At 71.0% G+C, this 19761-nt stretch carries 17 protein-coding genes and 1 tRNA gene; 9 read left to right on the forward strand and 9 right to left on the reverse strand.

Annotation, left to right across the window (positions count from 1 at the left end; all coding sequences use genetic code 11):
* Positions 1-45: 45 nt before the first annotated feature.
* From F4556_RS23370 to F4556_RS23395, 6 genes are all read left to right on the forward strand, one after another.
* A complete protein-coding gene (locus F4556_RS23370; RefSeq protein WP_184919232.1) occupies positions 46-1383 on the forward strand; it encodes a substrate-binding domain-containing protein in 1338 nt (445 codons plus the stop codon).
* 5 nt (positions 1384-1388) lie between these two features.
* Positions 1389-2264, forward strand: a complete 876-nt coding sequence (locus tag F4556_RS23375) for an ABC transporter ATP-binding protein (RefSeq protein WP_184919234.1) — start codon at positions 1389-1391, stop codon at positions 2262-2264.
* Positions 2265-2353: 89 nt separating this feature from the next.
* Entirely contained in the window at positions 2354-3163 is an 810-nt protein-coding gene (locus F4556_RS23380; RefSeq protein WP_184925036.1) for an ABC transporter ATP-binding protein, read from the forward strand.
* Positions 3163-4029, forward strand: a complete 867-nt coding sequence (locus F4556_RS23385; protein WP_184919236.1) for a branched-chain amino acid ABC transporter permease — start codon at positions 3163-3165, stop codon at positions 4027-4029. The genes F4556_RS23380 and F4556_RS23385 overlap by 1 nt, the downstream gene beginning before the upstream one ends.
* 95 nt (positions 4030-4124) lie before the next feature.
* Entirely contained in the window at positions 4125-5225 is a 1101-nt protein-coding gene (locus F4556_RS23390) for a branched-chain amino acid ABC transporter permease (RefSeq protein ID WP_313069248.1), read from the forward strand.
* Positions 5222-6112, forward strand: a complete 891-nt coding sequence (locus F4556_RS23395) for an alpha/beta fold hydrolase (protein WP_184919238.1) — start codon at positions 5222-5224, stop codon at positions 6110-6112. The genes F4556_RS23390 and F4556_RS23395 overlap by 4 nt, the downstream gene beginning before the upstream one ends.
* A gap of 138 nt (positions 6113-6250) precedes the next feature.
* On the opposite strand, the gene F4556_RS23400 is transcribed toward F4556_RS23395, so the two are convergent.
* The 3 genes from F4556_RS23400 to F4556_RS23410 all read right to left on the reverse strand — a co-directional run bounded on the left by F4556_RS23400 (position 6251) and on the right by F4556_RS23410 (position 9286).
* On the reverse strand, positions 6251-6937 hold the full coding sequence (locus tag F4556_RS23400) for a VC0807 family protein (protein WP_184919240.1): 687 nt from the start codon (positions 6935-6937) through the stop codon (positions 6251-6253).
* A 184-nt stretch (positions 6938-7121) separates the two neighbouring features.
* The gene (locus tag F4556_RS23405; protein ID WP_184919242.1) at positions 7122-8387 is read right to left on the reverse strand and encodes a polysaccharide deacetylase family protein; all 1266 of its coding nucleotides are present in this window, start codon (positions 8385-8387) and stop codon (positions 7122-7124) included.
* 299 nt (positions 8388-8686) lie between these two features.
* A complete protein-coding gene (locus F4556_RS23410; RefSeq protein WP_184919244.1) occupies positions 8687-9286 on the reverse strand; it encodes a DedA family protein in 600 nt (199 codons plus the stop codon).
* 570 nt (positions 9287-9856) lie between these two features.
* Here F4556_RS23410 and F4556_RS23415 point away from each other — a divergent pair.
* On the forward strand, positions 9857-10990 hold the full coding sequence (locus F4556_RS23415) for an LLM class flavin-dependent oxidoreductase (RefSeq protein ID WP_184919246.1): 1134 nt from the start codon (positions 9857-9859) through the stop codon (positions 10988-10990).
* 23 nt (positions 10991-11013) lie between these two features.
* Here the strand turns inward: F4556_RS23415 and F4556_RS23420 are convergent, their stop codons facing one another.
* Positions 11014-13059 (reverse strand): putative bifunctional diguanylate cyclase/phosphodiesterase, encoded by a 2046-nt coding sequence (locus F4556_RS23420; RefSeq protein WP_221503680.1) that lies wholly within the window; start codon positions 13057-13059, stop codon positions 11014-11016.
* A gap of 392 nt (positions 13060-13451) precedes the next feature.
* A complete protein-coding gene (locus tag F4556_RS23425; RefSeq protein WP_184919248.1) occupies positions 13452-13880 on the reverse strand; it encodes an OsmC family protein in 429 nt (142 codons plus the stop codon).
* Positions 13881-14105: 225 nt separating this feature from the next.
* On the opposite strand from F4556_RS23425, the gene F4556_RS23430 reads away from it, so the two are divergent.
* Together F4556_RS23430 and lepB are read left to right on the forward strand one after the other, a co-directional pair.
* Positions 14106-14492 carry a chorismate mutase gene (locus F4556_RS23430; protein ID WP_184919250.1) on the forward strand — a complete coding sequence of 129 codons (387 nt, stop codon included), beginning with the start codon at positions 14106-14108 and terminating at the stop codon, positions 14490-14492.
* A gap of 243 nt (positions 14493-14735) precedes the next feature.
* Entirely contained in the window at positions 14736-15503 is a 768-nt protein-coding gene (gene lepB / locus F4556_RS23435) for a signal peptidase I (RefSeq protein ID WP_184919252.1), read from the forward strand.
* A 59-nt stretch (positions 15504-15562) separates the two neighbouring features.
* Here the strand turns inward: lepB and F4556_RS23440 are convergent, their stop codons facing one another.
* The 4 genes from F4556_RS23440 to F4556_RS23455 all read right to left on the reverse strand — a co-directional run bounded on the left by F4556_RS23440 (position 15563) and on the right by F4556_RS23455 (position 19665).
* The gene (locus F4556_RS23440) at positions 15563-16573 is read right to left on the reverse strand and encodes an EamA family transporter (protein ID WP_184919254.1); all 1011 of its coding nucleotides are present in this window, start codon (positions 16571-16573) and stop codon (positions 15563-15565) included.
* A gap of 90 nt (positions 16574-16663) precedes the next feature.
* The gene (locus F4556_RS23445) at positions 16664-18955 is read right to left on the reverse strand and encodes a transglycosylase domain-containing protein (RefSeq protein WP_184919256.1); all 2292 of its coding nucleotides are present in this window, start codon (positions 18953-18955) and stop codon (positions 16664-16666) included.
* Between the two features lie 161 nt (positions 18956-19116).
* Positions 19117-19476, reverse strand: coding sequence for a DUF427 domain-containing protein (locus F4556_RS23450; RefSeq protein WP_184919258.1), 360 nt, complete (start codon positions 19474-19476; stop codon positions 19117-19119).
* Positions 19477-19591: 115 nt separating this feature from the next.
* Positions 19592-19665 (reverse strand) — tRNA-Lys (locus F4556_RS23455).
* Positions 19666-19761: the final 96 nt, after the last annotated feature.

The following is a 19761-nucleotide window of genomic DNA, read 5'->3' on the forward strand; positions in this document are numbered from 1 at the left end:
CGGTTCCGGAATCCACCACCGCCGTGTCGTCAGGAGTCGGCCATCATGCGCAGTTCCACCAACAGCCCCAGACCCGCAGCTCAGGCCGTGAGCTCGACCGTTTGTCCCGCCGCGCGATCGACGGCTCCCTCGACGGCTCCCTCGACCGCTCGCCCGACCGCGCGCCGAGGGAGTCGGCGCCTGCTCGCCGCCGCGCTGGGTGGCCTGCTCGCGGTGACCGTGGTCGGCTGCGCCAAGGCCGGGACGGCGGGCAGCACGGCGGCCGACGCGGGTGGCAGCAAGACCCCGGTGAAGGTCGGGCTGGTGTACTCGAAGACCGGTCCGCTGGCGGCCTACGGCAAGCAGTACCTGGAGGGCTTCAAGGCGGGGCTCGACTACGCGACCAAGGGCACCGGCACGGTGGACGGCCACAAGATCGAGCTCGCCGAACAGGACGACGCGGGCGACCCGGCCAAGGCTGTCTCCGCCGCCAAGGACCTGATCGGCAAGGGGCACAAGATCCTGGCGGGTTCGACCGCCTCGGGCGTGGCGCTCCAGGTGGGCCCGATCGCGGCGCAGAACAAGGTGCTCTTCATCAGCGGCCCGGCCGCCACCGACAAGGTCACCGGGCTGAACAAGTACACCTTCCGTTCGGGTCGGCAGTCGTACCAGGACATTCGTACGGCGGCCTCGTTCATCGGGGACGCCAAGGGCAAGAAGGTCACGGTGCTGGCCCAGGACAATGCCTTCGGGCAGGGCAACGTGGCGGCCGTGAAGGCGGTGCTGGGCGGTCAGGGCGCGATGGTGGACGCGGTGCTCGCTCCGCCGAGCGCGACCGACCTCACCCCGTTCGCCACCCAGGCGAAGTCCGCCAAGCCCGACCTGCTGTACGTCGCCTGGGCGGGGGAGACCGCTTCCGCGCTCTGGACCTCGCTCAACCAGCAGGACGTCTTCGCCTCGACCAAGGTGGTGACCGGCCTCGACCTGGCGGCCTCCTACCCGCTGTTCGGCCCGGCGGCCGAGAAGATCTCCTTCCTGAACCACTACTTCGACGGCGCGGCCGGCACCGAGGTCGAGAAGGCGATGACCGCCGCCGTCGGCAAGGCCGGCGCCAAGTCGGACATCTTCACCCCTGACGGCTTCACCGCCGCGCAGATGGTGGTGCACGCGATCGAGGCCAATAAGGGCTCGGCCGACGACACCGACGCCCTGGTGAAGGCGCTGGAGGGGTGGAGCTTCGACGGGGTCAAGGGCAAGCTGACCGTCCGGGCCGAGGACCACGCACTGCTGCAGCCGATGTTCCAGGTGAAGCTCACCGGGTCCGGCGCAGACGCGAAGCCGACGGTGGAGAAGACCCTCCCCGCTGACCAGGTGGCACCCCCGGCCACCCCGATCGCGGGCTGATCCACATGTCGAACCGTGCAGCCGCAGCCGCCTCCTCGGCCACGGCGGGAGCCTCGGCCGGGGTGGTGGGAGCCTCGGCCGGGGTGGTGAGTGCCCCGGTGGAGGTGGTGGGAGCCTCGGCGGAAGCCTCGGTCGATTCGGTGCTGCGGCTGCGCGGGGTGGGCTGGTCCGTCCGTGGCGTGCCGATCGTCGAGGAAGTCTCCTTCGACGTGCACGAAGGCGAGTTCATCGCTTTCATCGGCCCGAACGGCGCGGGCAAGACCTCCTTGTTCAACCTGATCTCCGGGATCTACCCGGCGACGCACGGGGTCATCGAGCTCGACGGTGCGGACATCACCACCGAGTCGGTGCACGGCCGGGCCCGCCGCGGACTGGGCCGGACCTTCCAGACCTCCTCACTGTGGAACGGGATGACGGTGGCCGACCACGTCCGGCTGGCCGCCCAGGCGGCGGCCGGGCCGGGCGCCTCGTACCGGATCTGGCGCCGGGCCGGCCGGTACGCCGGGCAGGTCGCCGAGACCCTGGAGCGGACCGAACTCGCCCACCGGGCCGACACTTTGGCGAGTGCGCTGTCGCACGGCGAGAAGCGCAAGCTGGAGCTGGCCGTCCTGCTGGTCTCCGACCCCCGGCTGATCCTGCTGGACGAGCCGATGGCCGGAGTCAGCGCGGAGGAGGTCCCGGCCCTGACCGCGCTGATCCGCTCGGTGCACCGGGACCTCGGCCGCACCGTGCTGATGGTGGAACACCACATGGACGTCCTGCTCGGCCTCGCGGACCGGCTCGCCGTGATGCACCACGGCACGCTGCTCGCGCTCGACACCCCTGCTGCCGTGATGGCCGACGCCACCGTGCAGCAGGCCTACCTGGGAGAGGGACTGTGACGGACTCCTCCTTCCTGACCTCCGGTCAGACCGACGAGGCTGCCGCTGGTGCTGCTGTCGCCGCCGTTGACCCGGAGGCGTTGCTGACGGTGCGTCACCTGCGGGTGGTGATCGACGGGTTGCACATCCTGCACGGGGTGGACCTGGACGTCGCGCCGAGCGGGGTCACCGCCCTGCTCGGGCGCAACGGCGCGGGGAAGACCACCACGGTCAAGGCGATCATGGGGCTGGTGCCGCGGACCGGGAGCCTGCGGTTCGCTGGGGCCGAACTGGTGAAGCTGCCGACCCACCTGGTGGTCCGTCAGGGCATTGGCTATGCCCCGGAGGACCGGGGGATCTTCGCCGGCCTGACCGTGGCCGAGAATCTCCGACTCGCCGAACGGGACGGCTCCCCGGCGTACGACCTGGTCCACGAGCTCTTCCCGGAACTCAAGCAGCGGGCCGGGCAGTTGGCCGGGACGCTGTCCGGCGGTCAGCAGCAGATGGTGGCGATCGGACGGACCCTGCTCAACGGCAACCGCCTGATCATCGCCGACGAGCCGACCAAGGGCCTGGCGCCGAAGATCGTGTCCGAGGTCGCCGACGTGCTGGAGCGGGCCGCCGCGACGGTACCCGTCCTGCTGGTCGAGCAGAACCTCGCTCTGGTCCGCCGGTTGGCCGGCACCTGCGTCGTGCTGGCCGACGGCCGGACCGCCCACCGGGGCGGCACGGCCGAGTTGCTCGCCGACGAGGAGGCCGCCCGCCGACTGCTCGGCGTCGGCCGCCCCGCGCCCGGTCCTGCTGCTGGTCCTGCTGGCGGTCCTGCTGCTGGTTCCGGCTCGGCGCCCGCGTCGTCGACCGTTGCCGTACCTCCTCCCGTCGCTCCGACTGCCGCTGTCACCACGGAGGTGGCTCCCTGATGGACACTGTCGTCCTCCTCACCTGTACCGGTCTCGGACTGGGTGCGCTGTACTTCCTGGTCGCCTCCGGGCTCTCGCTCATCTTCGGTCTGATGGACGTGCTCAACTTCGCCCACGGGGCGCTGCTCTCGGTCGGTGCGTACGCCACCTGGTGGGCGGGCACCGAGGGCGGGATGAGCTTCTGGCTCGCGGTCGTCTTCGGTACGGCGGTCGGGACGGTCGCGGCCGTCCTGCTCGAACTGGTGCTGATCCGTCCTCTCTACAACCGCCCCCGGGACCAGATCCTGGCCACGGTCGGTGTCGGTCTCGCGGTGCCCGCGCTGCTGATGGGGATCTGGGGAGCGGACTCCCGTCCCTTCCCCCAACCCGCCGCGCTCTCCGGCACGGTGGGGTTGTTCGGCGCGATCGTCCCGGTCAATCGCTTCGTCCTGCTCGCGGCGGCGGCCCTCGTCCTGGTGGCGCTGCGGCTGTTCCTGAGTCGGACCCGGTACGGCCTGGTGGTCCGGGCCGGCGTCGAGGACCGCGCGATGGTCACGGCCCTGGGTATCGACGTCCGCAAGGCGTTCACGCTGGTCTTCGCGATCGGTGGCGCGGCCGCCGCGCTCGGCGGGGCGCTGAGCGGCCTCTACTTCGGCTCGGTCCACCCCGGCCAGGGGACCAGCCTGCTCATCTTCGCCTTCGTCGTGGTCGTGATGGGAGGCATGGGCTCCGTCACCGGAGCGGCAGTGGCCTCCGTCGCGGTGGGCCTCGTCCAGCAGTTCGCCAACTACTACACCGCTGCCGGGCTCGGCGACCTCTCGGTCGTCGTGCTGCTGGCCGTACTGCTCCTGGTGCGACCGCGCGGACTCACCGGGAGGCTCGCGTGAGCACTGACACCTCAACCACGAGCACCGGAAGCGCCGCTGACGACAAGTCTGCTGCACCGGGGGGCGATCGCACCATCCCTCGAACAGGTGAATCAATCACAGAACGCTCGACACTCATATACAGAGCGCTACGCTGGTGGCCGATCGCTCTGCTGATCCTGTTCCTTGTCGCCCCATATAGTGCGCTTCCGCTTCCCGGACTCCTCGACGGCCCGCTCGGCAGTCCCGGAAGCCTGCAGCTCATCGCCCTCTGCCTGGTCTACGGCGCGCTAGCCACCGGCTACGACCTCCTGCTCGGCCGCACCGGTCTGCTCTCCTTCGGGCACGCGCTCTACTTCGCCACCGGTCTCTACGCGACCGACCTCGCGATGCTCGAACTCCAACTCCCCTTCGCCGCCGCCGCACTGTTCGGCATCGGCTGCTCCATCAGCCTCGCGCTGCTGCTCGGCTCGGTCAGCCTGCGGGTGACCGGCATCGGCTTCTCCATGGTGACGCTCGCGTTCGCCCAGGCTGGCTCGATCCTGGTCCAGCGCAACCCCGGCGGGGTGACCGGCGGCGAAGAGGGTCGGGCCGCGCCGGTCGAGATGCTGCCCGACAGCCTGGTCGGCATCGAGAACACCGCCAACCTCTACTGGATCGCCCTCGGCTATCTGGTGCTGACCCTGGCCGTCGTCCACTGGACCGTCAACTCTCCCACCGGCCGGGTCTGGGAGGGCATCAAGGAGAACGAGCGCCGGGTCGAGGTGCTAGGCCTGCGCCCCTACGGCTTCAAGTTGGTGGCCTTCGTCATCGCCGGCGGCCTGGCCGGTGCCGGCGGGGTGGTCTACCTGCTGCTGACCGGCGGCGCGACCCCGCAGGCAGCCACCTCGGACGCGACCCTCGCGCTGCTGGTGATGGTCGTGCTGGGCGGTTCGGGTACTCGATGGGGCCCGCTGCTCGGCGGCGTCCTCTACACCTGGGCGGGCCACCGGCTGGGTGACCTGGCGAACTCCGCGGCCATCGCGGACCTCCCGGCTGTGCTCCGAGTACCGCTGTCGCAGCCGCTCTTTTTGCTCGGTGCACTCTTTGTCGCGGTGGTCTATCTGCTCCCCGGTGGCCTGGCTAAGCTGCCAGCTCGTATCCGGGCCGGCCGTTCCAACGCCGACAAGGTCGGGGTTCCCGGCCCGGCCCACTCCCTGGAAGGTGGCACCACGTGAGCTCCGGATCCGCCCGCTACGAAGAGCTGACCGTCCCCGTCCCGGGTGGTGACCTGACGGTCCTTCGGTGGCCGGCCACCGACCCCGACGCCCCGACCGTGGTGGCCCTGCACGGCATCACCGCGAACGCCCTGGCCTGGAGCGAGGTGGCCCGTCAGCTCGCCGGCCGGGCCACCCTGATAGCTCCCGACCTGCGCGGTCGGGCAGCCAGCCGTACAGTCGCCGGGCCGTACGGTCTGGCCCGGCACGCCGACGACGTGGCCGCCCTGGTGGCGGCGCTCGGCCTCGGCCCGGTCCGCCTCACCGGGCACTCGATGGGCGCCTGGATCGCGGCGCTCGCCACCGTCCGGCACCCCGAGCTGGCGTCCTCGCTGCTCCTGGTGGACGGGGCGGTCAGCTTCCCGCTGCCGGTCGGGGTGACCGAGGACGCCGCGCTGGCCGCCGTGCTCGGCCCGGCACTGGCCCGGCTGTCGATGACCTTCCCGAGCCGGGACGCCTACCGCGCGTTCTGGCGGCAGCACCCGGCCTTCGCCGGAGCGTGGACGGCCGAGTTCGAGGCCTACATCCAGCGGGACCTGGTCGGCACCGAGCCCGAACTCCGGTCCTCCTGCGTGCCGGAGGCGATCCGCCAGGACGGCGGCGAGGTCCTGCTCGACAAGGACGCCGCCGGGGCGGTCCACCGGCTCCCACTGCCCGCCGAGCTGCTCTGGGCCGAGCGCGGCCTGATGGACGAGCCGCAGGGGCTGTACGACGTGAACCGGATCGAGCTCGCGGGGCTCGACCTGGAGCGGGTCAAGGCCACCCCGGTGCCGGACACCAACCACTACACGATCGTGGCCGGTGCGGCCGGAGCCGAGCAGATCGTGCTGCGGCTGCTCGCGAGCTGACCAGGGCCACCTCCGATCGGTAGCAGTCGTCGTGGTGACGACGTATCAGCTCCGTCCGAGCAATGCCTCGAGCCCTTCCGGAGGGCGCCCGGAAGGGCTCGAGACAGCAGGGGAGGGGCAGTCGGGCCGGTGCCGAGGTCAGACCGTCTCGGTGCCGATGCGCTCGGCCATCCGTCCGGCGAAGACATTGCCAACGGCGATGCCGCAGGTGATGGCCGCGGAGAGCATGACCGGGCCCAGCCACACCATGGTCTCGACGGGGAAGGTGTAGGCGCCGACGACCTTGGCCGCGCACTCGACGAGCAGGACGGTGCCCCAGGCGAGGGAGAAGTTCCGCTCGTTGCGGCGGAAGACGGCGTCCCCGGCGGAGAGCCGCAGCCAGGCCGCCTCCCGGTCGGCGCTGTTCTTGACCAGGAAGGGCCGCAGCCCGGCGCTCATCGCCGGTCGGCCGAGCAGTGCCGAGATCACGATGGCGCCGCCGATCACGCTGGAGACCGCACCGTCCTTGGCGATCATCAGCCGGGCGTCACCCGCCACGGCGGACAGCGCGATCCCCACCACGTTGACGGCCAGCATCAGCAGCGCGAGCGCGTTCACCGGCTGCCGCCGCACCAGGCTCGCCACTGTCCGCACAGCCGGCACCGCACTGCCGAGGCCGAGCGCGGTGACCAGTCCGAGCCCGAGCAGCGAGTGGGCCGCGAAGTACACCGCCAGCGGCAGCGCCACGTCGACGGCGAGCGGGGCGAGCCCGGCGATCCTCGGGTCGACTCCGGTGCCGCGGTTGATCCGGGTGCCGCTGGTCCGAGTGCTGGTGATGAGTGCCATCGCTGTGTCCCCTGTCCGATGATTCCCTGGCGGCTGTCTGCTGCCTCATCGAGAATCCCGCGACCGGGGTACCGCCCGGCAGTGCCGCCGGTGATGACATCCGAATGACGGATGTCATGGCCTGCCGCACCACTGACCCACCGTCAACTGTCCGCCATCACCTGGGCGGCACCCCTCGGGGGTGTCAGCCCGCCGAGCCGAGGAAAGCCGGCCAGCCCTCCGCGGGCGCCTTGCCCACGCCGAGGGTCCGCAGCTTCCGCAGCGTCGACTGGTCCTGGACCTCCAGCCACTCGACCAACTGACGGAACGACACCAGCTGGACCTCGGGCTTGCCCGCGATCACCTTGAGCGCCTCCTCGACGGCGTCCATGTAGATACCGCCGTTCCACTGCTCGAAGTGGTTGCCGATGAACAGCGGCGCGCGGTTGGAGTTGTACGCGCGGTCGAAGCCGGCCAGGTAGGCGTCCTTGGCCTGGGTGCGCCAGGCGTCGTACTTGGCCGGGTCACCCTTCGTGCTGCCCGCGGACTGGTTGGCCAGGATGTTGTAGTCCATCGAGAGCACCTGGAAACCGTGCCCGGGGAAGGGGACGGACTGCAGCGGGAAGTCCCAGATCTTCCCGTCCTGCACCTTCTGCGGCCAGATCTGCAGACCGCCCGGCGAGCTGGCGTCGTACTTCCAGCCCAGCTTGACCGCCGTCGGCAGCAGCGCCTTCTGCCCCTCCAGGCACGGGGTCCGACCGCCGATCAGCTCCTTCTTGTAGTCGAAGGGGAACGGATCGACGTCGGTGAAGCCGGTGTTGGTCTTCCACTGGGTGACGAAGGAGATGGCCTGGTCGATCTCGCTCTGCCAGTCGTCGGGGCTCCACTTGTTGACGCCGTTGCCGTCGGAGCGGGTGGAGCAGAAGTGCCCGTTGAAGTGCGTGCCGATCTCGTGCCCGGCCAGCCAGGCCTGGCTGATCAGCTTGATGGTGCTCTTCACCGCGTTGTCGGAGAGGAACGGGATGTCGGACGCGCCGACCGAGTGCTGCGGCGGGTGGTAGAGGTTCGACTTGCTCTTCGGCAGCGTGTAGATGCCGGAGAGGAAGAAGGTCATGTTGGCCTTGTACTGCTCGGCCAGCTTGAGGAACCTCGGGAACTGGTTGTCGTCGGTGCCGCCGGCACCGTCCCAGGAGAAGACCACGAACTGCGGCGGACGCTCACCGGGCTTGAGCTTCTCGGGCTTCGGCTGGTTGGGCTGAGCCCCGGTGTCCGAGGTGGAGCCGTCTCCGATCGGCTTGCCCTTCACCGGCGCGGTGCTCGAACTCCCGCTGCTCCCCGGGCTTCCCGACGCGGACGTGCCGCCTCCCGAACCGCCGCTCCCGGATCCGCTGTCGCCACAGGCGGCCACCGCTCCGAGGGCCGCGGTCGCGGCGGTGGCACTGAGTACGGTCCTGCGCGAGATGCTGCCCATGGTCTCCCCAGCCGTAGTGCATCCGACAGTCCGTGCGGAAAAATCGGATATTGATGGATATTTCAGCGCCAGCATGCCATGTGGGACGAGAGCACTTCAAAAGCCCCTTCGCTGCGGAACAACACGCAGCCAAGGGGCGTCCGGCTCCACGATAGGAGCACTGTTGCAGTCTTGGGACAGTTCGCCGGAACAGTCGTCAGCGGGGCGCCGGTCGACGAGACACCGCCCGGCGGGGAGCCCGGCCGGAGCGTCGAACTGGGGGAGTGTCAGATGGGCGTTGGGCCGGCGTCGGGCGGACGTCAGGTGAGCGCGAGCTCGCGGCGCCGACGGCGGACCAGCCGGGCCACCGCGGTGCTGATCGCGGTCGCCGCGACGCAGGAGACCGCCAGGCTCAGCCAGTCGGTGTTGAACCAGTGGCTGTTCAGCCAGCCCAGGCTCACGATGTACGAGGCCCAGATCAGCGCGGCCAGCGCCGACATCCGGAGGAAGCGGCGCGAGGAGGAGGAAGAGTGGCCGACCGCCAGGTCGAGGACGGTCCGTCCCGCCGGGACGAAGCGGGCCACGATCACCACTGCGGCGGCCGTCCGGCTGGTCTGCCCGGTGAAGTACTGCTGGAGCCGTTCGACGCTGGCCGCAAGTTCTGGGCGGTCGTCGAGTCGGCGCTGCACCCGCGGCGAACCGCGGCGGGCGAGATTCAGCAGAACGAAGTCACCCAGGAAGGACGCCACCGCGACACCGGCCGCGAGCAGCAGCGGCGCACCGTCCACCTCGGTGGTGTTCAGGACGGCCAGGATCACCAGGGTGCCACTCGGCAGGAAAGGCAGGAAGGCGTCACCGAGTACGGCAAAGAGCGCCAGTACGCAGATCCATACCGGCCCTACCAGCGCTGCGGCGTCCAAGGCGATGCTCCCTCAACAAGTCTCCGAGAGGTGTCCCGGTGACTACGGGGGTAACGCTAGCGGGTAGACGTTTCATGCCATGAAGCACCCCCGTGTGTCGCGCATCACGATACGTCCCTGGCGAGCCGGTTGCCGGACGAAGAGGGTGCTGCGGATTGACGTGAGCCCCTGAGGCGGGGTGCCGCTCCAGGGGCTCACAGGGGTCCAGCGGAACTGGTCCAGCCCGCCGACCTTGCAGGTGGGAGTAGGGACGCCGGTGCATTGCCCTACCGATCGGAAAGCCTGCCCGAAGGGGTGTGGGCGGCGCGAGTCCTACGGCTGGCGACTTCTGGCGCTGGCGTCAATTCGCCACCCCCTGACTTGACCCCTAATCCACGTCCAGGTGAAGGCTCCTGTCGGATCGTCAGCTAAAAGCGGGCGGCCGGATCAGAGAGTCGGTGGCGTCCGGCGCGGCCCGGTCGACGGCCACCACGCCCGACCGCCGGGAACAGGAGGCCGCCCGGCTCGGTTGATTGAGTCCCGACGGCAGGAACGGACAACCCGCATCCCGCCAGAAGGGAGAACCCCGGCATGACCTCCGAGGACGAGCAGCAGGCGAGCACCCCGCCGGCAGCAGCCGCAGACCCCATCCGTGGCGTGGCCCGGGGCACCGCCCCGGCCCCGCTCTCCATCCTCGACCTCGCGACGATCGGCGTCGGTCACTCGCCCACCGAGGCGCTGGCAGCCACCACCGAGCTGGCCCGCAATGCCGAGCGCTGGGGCTACCACCGCTTCTGGGTCGCCGAGCACCACGGGATGCCCGGCGTCGCCAGCTCCACCCCGGCCGTGCTGCTGGCCCACCTCGGCGCGCACACCCGCACCCTCCGGCTCGGCTCCGGTGGCGTGATGCTGCCCAACCACGCGCCGCTGGCGATCGCGGAGCAGTTCGGCCTGCTGGAGTCGCTGCACCCGGGCCGGATCGACCTCGGCCTCGGCCGGGCGCCCGGCACCGACCAGGCCACCGCCCGCGCGCTGCGCCGGGGTGTGGCGGAGAGCCCGGACGACTTCCCGCAGCAGCTCTCCGAGCTGCTGCACTTCATGGACGGTGACTTCCCGGACGGGCACCCGTACGCCCGGCTCAGCGCCGTCCCCCAGGGCGACGGGCGGCCGCCGGTCTGGCTGCTCGGTTCGTCCGGCTTCAGTGCGCAGCTGGCGGGGCGGCTCGGCCTGCCGTTCGCCTTCGCGCACCACTTCAGCGCGGCCAACACCGTCCCCGCGCTCGACCTCTACCGCTCGTCCTTCCGCCCCTCGGCCGTCCTGGACGAGCCGTACGCGCTGATCGGGGTGAGCGCGGTGGCGGCCGACGACGAGGACCGGGCCAGGCGGCTGGCCCGCTCGGCGGGGCTGGCCATGCTGCGGCTGCGGCGGGGCACACCCGGGCTGATCCCGACCCCGGAGGAGGCGGAGCAGTACCCGTACAGCCCGGCCGAGGCCGAGTTCCTGGACAGTTGGCTCGCCAATGTCGTACTCGGTTCCCCCGGAGAGGTGGCCGACGGGCTGGAGGCCCTGCGCAAGCGGACGGGCGCCCAGGAGCTGATGGTCACCTCGCACATCCACGGGCACGAGGCGAGGCAGCGTTCGTACGGACTGATCGCCGAGGCGTACGGCCTGACCGTCGACAGCGGGGCAGCCGGAAAGCCGGAGAGCACTGACGGAGAGTCCTGACGGACAGTGAGTGCGACGGCCCGTCAGGCCGAGCGGACGCGACCCTCGCGCAGTATGGCCGCGATCCGCTCGGCCTCGCCGGGTCGGGCGAAGTACCAGCCCTGGGCGGTGTCGCAGCCGGTGAGCCGGAGGCGTTCGGCCTGGGAGGCGTTCTCGATGCCCTCGGCCGTCACGGTCAGGCCGAGTGCGTGCGCCAGCTGGACCATCGCGCCGACGATCTGCTCGTCCGCGTCGGTGCGCCGGAAGCGGCTGTCCGGGCGTCCGCCCGGAGCCGGGTCGCGGAAGCCCTCGATGAAGCTGCCGTCCAGCTTGAGCACGTGCACCGGCAGCCGGGACAGGTAGGCGAGGTTGGAGTAGCCGGTGCCGAAGTCGTCGATGGCGATCCGGATGCCCATGTCGGCCAGGGCCTGGAGCGCCTGGACCGGGCGGCCGCCGGGGCCGAGCACCGCGCTCTCGGTGATCTCCAGTTGGAGCAGTCGGGCAGGCAGACCGGTGAGCTTCAGCGCGGCGGCGACGTCGGCGACCACGTCGGAGTCCCAGATCTGACGGGCCGCCAAGTTGACGCTGACGAAGGTCTCGGCTTCGGGGAACTCCTGCAGCCAGCGCTTGGCCTGCCGGCAGGACTCCTCCAGCACCCACTTGCCGAGCGGCACGATGGCGCCGGACTCCTCGGCGAGCGGGATGAAACGGTCGGGGGAGAGCGTCCCGTACCGGGGGTGCCGCCAGCGGACCAGGGCCTCGGCGCCGTGCACGGTGCCGTCGGCCAGCCCGACCAGCGGTTGGTACTCGACGGTGAACTCGCCGCGTTCCAGCGCCGGGCGCAGCGCGGTGGCGAGCCGCTGCCTGGTCAGCTGGTGGGCGCCGCGGTCCGGGTCGTAGAGCGTCCAGCGGGCCCTGCCGTCGGCCTTGGACCAGTAGAGCGTGGCGTCGGCGTCCTTCAGCAGGTCGGTCGGAGTGGTCTCGACGATCCGACGCTCGACGACTCCGACGCTCGCGGTCACCACCAGCTGCTGGCCGGCCACGTCGAACGGCTCCTCCAGCATCTTGATCAGCTCGGCGGCAAGCGTGGTCAGCTGCTCGCTTCCGTCGCTGTCGCAGACCAGTACGGCGAACTCGTCCCCGCCCAGCCGGGCCACCAGCCGCCCGTCGCCCCGGGCGAAGCCGTGCTCCAGCCGGGCGGCCACCGCGACCAGGAGCTCGTCGCCGACGTGGTGCCCGAGGGTCTCGTTGATCGCCGCGAAGCCGTCCAGGTCCACGTAGCAGAGGCCGACCCGCTTGCCCTGGCCACCGAGCTCACTGAGTCCGTCGAGCTCGCCGAGCCCGCCGAGCTCGGTCAGTCCGGCGAGCCCGGAGAGTCCGTCCAAGCCGTCGAGGCCGTCCAAGCCGTCGAGTCCGTCCAGACCGTCGAGCCTCGCCGACCCGTCCAGTTCGACGAGGTCGACGGCGTCCGCCGAGTCGAGCAGGGTGGCGTCGGCGGGTTCGCCCGCGCCCGGCCCGAAGACCGCGTTGAGTCGCTCGAAGAACAGGGTGCGGTTCGGCAGCCTGGTCAGCGGGTCGTGCATCGCCTGGTAGGCGAGCTGGTCGCCGAGCAGCCGCTGCTCGGTCACGTCCTCGACCATGGCGAGGGTGTACATCGGGTGTCCGGCGCCGTCCCGGATCAGCGAGATGGTCACGTTGCTCCACACCACGCGACCCTCGCGGTGCTTGAGCTGCTTCTCCACCCGCAGTCGGTCACGCTCGCCGCGGAGCAGCTCCAGGTAGAGCTGCCGGGGGGAGTCCTCGGGGTCGATGATCTCGTGGATGTGCGTTCGCACCAGGTTCGGCGCCTCGTGGCCGATCATGGCGGCGAAGGCTGGATTGGCCTCGATGATCCGGTCGTCGGCGCCGATCAGGGCCATCCCGATACCGGCGTCGGCGAAGGCCGCGCGGAAACGGGATTCGCTGGCCTGGAGCGCGTCGACGAGTGAGTCCGGGCTGTTGTCACCGCTGCTGTCACTGCTGTCACCCAGGCCCAGCGGTCCGGAGCAGACCGGGCAGACGCGGTCGGGCCCCTCGTTCCGACCCGGCACGGCATGCTCCCGTCCGCTGCTGATGCTGCTCCCGCCGACCGCACCGCAGTGGCCGGCTCACCGCTCCGTGAGGCCCTCGACGTTCGGTCGACGTTCGGTGCGGAGAACGCCGGGTGGAGGGCGTTCGGCAAGGAAGCAGGGCACTGCGGTGATCATAGGACGCGCGCAGTTGCAACGGCGACCGCCGCCAGGGTGATTCGTCAGGTTTCGCAGCAACCGTGCCGGTACGTGACGGCGCCCCCGGTACGCATCGTGAGATGCATACCGGGGGCGCACGCGCCCCCTTCCGCACCTCTCGTCAGACAGCATTACCGGTCCGACGAGAGCGGGCCGACGGAGAGTCAGCCGGACGGAGGGTCAGGGAGCGGGGAGAACGGAGCCGACGAGCGGCGTCAGGCGAGCTTCGCGGTCAGCGTGATGGTGGTGCCGGTCAGCGCCTTGCTCACCGGGCAGTTGGCCTTGGCGTCCTCGGCGGCCTTCACGAAGGCCGCCTCGTCGAGACCGGGGACCTGGCCGACGACGGTCAGGTGGATGCCGGTGATCCCGGCGCCCGGCTGGAAGGTGACGTCGGCCTGGGTGTCCAGTGTGGTGGGCGGGGTGCCCGCGCCGGCCAGGGCGTGCGAGAACGCCATCGAGAAGCAGGCCGAGTGCGCGGCCGCGATGAGCTCCTCGGGGCTGGTCCGCCCGTTCGCCTCCGCGTCCGTGCGGGCGGGCCAGGAAACCGGGAACTGGCCGATGCCGGAGGAGGCGAAGGTGACCTCGCCCTTGCCTTCGAGCAGGTTGCCTTCCCAAGCGGTGCGAGCGGTACGGGTGGCTGCCACGATCAGGTACCTCCTGTGTTGGGGGTGTACTGCGGACTGCTGGTCCGTCAGTTCCGGTCCTGCCGCGTTCAGCCTACGTGCCGTGCGCCACACGGAGTCCCGAAACCGGCCACTGGTCCGCCGGAGCGTCCACATGGCGGGACGAAGGTGACATACTCCGGGATCGCCAGGTGGCCGCCCTGTTAGATTGCCAGGGCCAAGTCAGCTAGCTCCGGAGCCACCCCGATGACGGATCAGCCCACGAACTCCGCCGCCCCAGCCGCCGCCAGCACGGCCGGTTCCACGGCCGCCACCGGCGCCGCAGCCGACGGGAACGGCGGGATCGCCGAGTCGGTCCGGGCCGAGCTGGTCAGCCTGCGCGAGAGCATCGACAACATCGACGCCGCCGTGGTCCACATGCTGGCCGAGCGGTTCAAGGCGACCCAGCGGGTCGGCCGGCTCAAGGCCGAGCACAAGCTGCCGGCCGCCGACCCGGCCAGGGAGCGGGCCCAGATCGCCCGGCTGCGTGAGCTCGCCGCAGGCGCGCACCTGGACCCGGTGTTCGCGGAGAAGTTCCTGAACTTCATCATCGCCGAGGTGATCAGGCACCACGAGGCGATCGCCCAGTCCTGAGGCGGCCCTGGCCCCCGTAGCGGCCGCGTGGCGGCCCCGCTCGGCGCCCGCTCCGTCGGTGGTGGCTAAATGTCTGATTTCGCGACAGTTCCAGTGCGGCGTTAGCGTGCTGTTCTCCCCGGATCCCCGGAAAGGCAGGACAGCGCGATGGCCAGGAAGTCCCAGCCCCAAAAAGCCCAGCCCCGGTCCAAGCAGCAGGACGCCCGGTCCGCACTGGGCTTCGGCCTGCAGGCGGCCTGATCCGTGACCCTTCCTCAGTCCGGCCCGGCGGTCGAGATGTCGACCGGTGCCGCCGAGTACCACGCACAGCACCACCTCACCGGAAGCACCGGGAGTGCCGAGACCGGCGCCAAGGCCGGCGGACGTCGCCGACGGCTGCCCTGGTGGGCCGAGTTCCCCGCGATGATCGTGCTCGGCCTGGCGATCGCGCTGGCCGTCAAGACCTGCCTGTTCCAGGTGTTCAGCATCCCGTCCGGTTCGATGGAGAACACCCTGCGGATCGGCGACCGGGTGGCCGTCAACAAGATGGCGCCGCTGCTCGGCTGGGAGCCCAAGCCCGGCGAGCCGGTGGTCTTCAAGGACCCGGGCGGCTGGCTGCCGGTGCAGCCCGCCAGTGGCAACGCGTTCTCCGACGCCGTCGGCAGCGCGCTCAGCTTCGTCGGCCTGCTGCCGCCGAAGGACGACAACTACCTGGTCAAGCGGGTGATCGCGACCGGCGGTGAGACCGTCCGGTGCACCGGCAAGACCCTTACGGTGAACGGTGCGCCGATCGCCGAGCCGTACCTGCACCCGGGCGACGACTCCTGCTCGGGTCTGGACTTCGGCCCGGTCACCGTCCCGCAGGGGTACATCTGGGTCGAGGGTGACCACCGCAGCGACTCCGCCGACTCCCGCTACCACCAAGGCGGCCCGGGGGCCGGTGCCGTCCCGGTGTCCGACGTGGTCGGGCCGACCTCGGCGGTCGTCTGGCCGCTGGGTCACCTGGACTGGTTCGGCTGGGTCGGCAAGTGACACCCGACCGGTAGCTGACCCCCCATCAGCTCCCGGTCAGTGTCCCGATCAGCTCCCGTTCAGTGCGGGCGACCGCTCGTGACGATCCGGTCGGCGGGCGGCTCGGCGGGCGGCTCCGCCGTCTCCGGAGCGGGCTCGGCGGGTTGGCGGGTCTGGGCGGTGAAGGCGCCGATCAGCACCAGGACGCCGCCGACCAGCTGCCAGCCGCCGAGCCGTTCGCCGAGCAGGAACCAGGCGGCGACGGTGGCGACCACGGCCTCCAGGTTGGCCACCACGGCGGCCACCGCCGGTGAGAGGAACTGCACCGAGACCACCCCGGTCAGGTAGGCCAGCACGGTGGCGATCAGTACCATCCAGCCGGCCGCCAGCGCGGCGGGCAGCACCCGCCCGTTCATCACCACGTCGCCGCCGAGCACGCTCCAGTCCGCCGTCCACGGCTGCGTGAACGCGGTCAGGGCGACGGCACCGATCAGCAGGCCGTACGCGCTGATCGCCATCGGGTCGACCGGGTTGTCGCCCTGCCGTCCGGCGTCGGCGAGCAGGAAGTAGCCCACCTGGCAGCAGGCGGCACCGAGCCCGAACAGGACGCCGAGCGCGTCGAACGCCAGCCCGTGCCAGACCTCGACCACGCAGGCCAGGCCCGTCACCGCGACCCCGGCGCCGATGGTGGCGGCCCGGGAGACCGGCTTGCGCTGGACGAACTTGAGGTAGCCGAGCAGCAGCAGCGGCCCGAGGTACTCGATCAGCAGCGCTACCCCGACCGGGATCCGGGAGATCGAGGCGAAGTAGCAGGCCTGCACTCCCGCCACCGCGAGCAGCCCGAAGCCGACCATCAGCCGCGGCCGGCGCCGCACCGCGTCCCGGTGCTTGTACGCGAGCGGGAGCAGCACCACCGCCGCGCCGGTGACCCGGAGCCAGACCACGTGCAGCGGTGAGAGCCCGGCTTCGATCAGCGGTTTGGCCGCCGTGCCTGAGCCGCCGAAGGCGAGCGCCGAGACCAGGGCGAGCGAGAGGCCGAGCGTCCGGGGGGAGAGCCAGGAGACCTGAGGGAGCGGTGATGAGCTGTGCACCGACGCATTGTGCCAGTCCGAACCACTTCTCGGTAAGGGGTGTCCATGCCTGACGGTCCTGCCACCCGAAGCCCGTCCGAAGAGCTGCGGTCAGCCCGTCGGTACCGCCTGCTGTGAGGCGGCGCCGCCGCCGGAGGTCGGCTCCCGGCTCGGGTCCGGCGGCGTCGGGGTGGGCTTCGGCTTGGGCGTCGGGGTGGGCGTGGGCGTCGGGGTGGGCTTCGGCTTGGGCGTCGGGGTGGGCGTGGGGGTCGGCGTCGGGCTGGACCGGTCGGGGTCGGCCGGGGTCGACGACTGCTCGGCCGGCGTCCAGGGCGCGCTGCTCGGTGCGCTCGGGGAGTCGGACGGCGTCGAGGATGGGGTCGACGACGGCTCGGCGGCGGAGCTCCGGCCGCCCTTCGGCTCGGGGAAGTCGGCGACCGGCTGACCGTCCAGCGCCGCCGACATGTAGGCGGTCCAGATCCGGGCCGGGAAGTTGCCGCCCGCCGCACCGGCGACGCCGCCGGTGCCGTCCAGCGAGACGTGCTTGCCGCTGCCCGGTTCCTGGCCGAACAGCGCGACGGTGGTGACCAGTTCGGGGGTGTAGCCGGCGAACCAGACCGACCTGAGGCCGTCGGTGGTGCCGGTCTTGCCGGCGGCCGGCCGGTCGAGCTCCTTGGCCCGGTACCCGGTGCCGCCCGGGTCGCTCACCACGCCCTGGAGCATCGAGGTGACCGTCCGCGCGGTCTCCTCGCTGATCGCCTGGGTGGTCTTCGGCGCGGGCAGCGCGACGTTCTCGCCCTCGTGCTCCAGCGACTTCACCAGCCAGGGGGTGATCTGCTTGCCGCCGTTGTCCAGGGTGGCGTACACCCCGGCCATGTCCAGCACGCTCGGCGTGGAGGAGCCGAGCGCGATCGAGCCGTTCGCCTCGAGACCGGGGGTGGCGGCGGGCAGTCCGAGCGCGACGGCGGTCTCCCGGACCTTCTCCAGGCCGGTGTCCTGGGCGAGTTGGGCGAAGGCCGAGTTCACCGACCAGTCGGTGGCCTGCTGCAGGGTGATCTGACCGTAGCTCTTGTTGCCGTCGTTCGGCGGCGCGTACGGCTTGCCGCGGCCGCCCACCACCGGGCGGTTGCTCCGGCCGTCGTACACGGTCTGCGGGGTGATGGTCTGTCCGGACTGGGTCTCCGCACCGCTCTCCAGCGCGGCGGCCAGCGCGATCGCCTTGAAGGTCGAACCGGCCTGGTAGTCCTGCCGGGTGGCGTTGTCGATCCAGTGCTTCGTGGCGTCCTGGCCGCCGTACAGGGCGACCACCGCGCCGGTCTTCGGGTCCAGCGAGACGGCTCCGGCCTGCGCGGCGGCGTCCACCGGGCGGCTGTCCGGCTTGAGCCGGTCGGTGAGCTGCCCGCGGACGGCGGCGTCCAGGTCCTGCTGGCGCTTCGGGTCCACGGTCAGCTTGATGGTGTAGCCGCCCTGGGCGAGCTGGGCGTCGGTGAGCACGTTGTGCGCGGTGAGGTAGTCGGTCGCGGCGTTCACCAGGTAACCGGCCTGGCCGGCCAGGCCGGGGGCGCTCTTCGGCTCCTTCACCTCGGGGAAGGTGATCGCGGCGCGGTCGGTGGCGGAGAGCCAGTTCTCCTGCACCATCGCGTCGAGCACGTAGTTCCACCGGTTGGTGGCGTTCTGCTTGCCGGTGGGGGTGGCGGTCGAGACGTCGTACGCGCTGGGCGCGTTGAGCAGGGCGGCCAGGTAGGCGCCCTGGGCGGCGTTCAGCTGGGTGGCGTCGATGCCGTAGTACGCCTGGGCGGCGGCCTGGATGCCGTACGCGCCGCGACCGTAGTAGGAGGTGTTGAGGTAGCCGGCCAGCACCTCGTCCTTGGTCTCGGTGGCGTCCACCTTGACCGCGATGAACAGCTCCTTCACCTTGCGGGCGACGGTCTGCTTCTGGTTCAGGTAGGTGTTCTTGACGTACTGCTGGGTGATCGTCGAGCCGCCCTGGGTGCTCCCGCCGGTGGCGGTGGCGAACGCCGCCCGGGTCAGGCCCTTCAGGTTGACCGCGCCCTCGTGGTAGAAGTTCCGGTCCTCGGCGGCGAGCGCGGCGTGCTGGGCGTCCTGGGAGATCTTGTCCAGGCCGACGGTCTGCCGGTTGGTCTGCCCGGTCCTGGCCAGCAGCGTGCCGTCCTGGTAGAGCCAGGTGTTGCTCTGCGCGGTGGCCTGCGCGTGCGCGTCCGGCACCTTCACCAGCAGCAGCCCGAGCGCGAACAGGCCGACCCCGAGCACCGTGCAGACCAGCGTGCCGACCAGGGTGAACCGCCAGGTCGGTATCAGCCGGCGCCAGCCGGTCCGGCGGGGCCGGGACCTGCCGGGCTTCGGCGGGCGGGGACGGGAACCGTTCGGGGCACTGCGGGGCAACGGGAGGCCTTTCCTGCGAGACCTGTGACAGTTGCTCACGCGGTCGGGATCAGATGATCTGCCCCAGTCTGCCCCGAACGGTATGGGTGATGTCAGGGACCTATGTCCTGTTTTATCTCACATCGGGTTTACGCCCGCCGACTTCACCACGCGTCGGCCCCCTACTCGGGGAGGGCGCCCTCCACGCTCAGCTCGGCCACGGTGTCGTAGAAGCAGACGTACCCGGCGATCGGCGCCACCGAGTCGATCGGCTCCGGGTAGTACCAGGCCACGTCGGCCCGCTCGCCGAACGACCAGTAGGAGGCCTCGCCCTTGAACGGGCAGGTGGTGTGCGTCTCGCTCGGCCGGAGCTGCGCCAGGTCGACGTCCTCCGGAGGCAGGTAGTAACGGACCGGCAGCCCGGTCTCGAACAGCGCCAGCGGGCGGCTCGACTTGGCGACCTGGGCGCCGTCGATCTGTACCGTCACGGTCTGCTCGGGGAAGACCAGGTCGATCCGGTGGCCCTGGGCGGGGTTCGGCATGGGGTGCTCCTCTGGTGGGGTGTCCTCTCCCTTCCATTGGACAGCGCGGCCGGCCGTTCCGGAGCGGAAACGCCGGAAGGCCCCTCACCGAAGTGAGGGGCCTTCCGACCGTCTGTGCGCCGCCAGGGACTCGAACCCCGGACCCGCTGATTAAGAGTCAGCTGCTCTAACCAACTGAGCTAGCGGCGCCTGTCTGACCCCGAGAACAATACACGGTCCGGCGGGAAGCTCCGAATCGGTTCCGGCACACAGCCGGTACGGGCCGCGCGGTGATTACGCTGGCCT

The organism is Kitasatospora gansuensis (assembly GCF_014203705.1).
GTDB classification, from domain to species: domain Bacteria; phylum Actinomycetota; class Actinomycetes; order Streptomycetales; family Streptomycetaceae; genus Kitasatospora; species Kitasatospora gansuensis.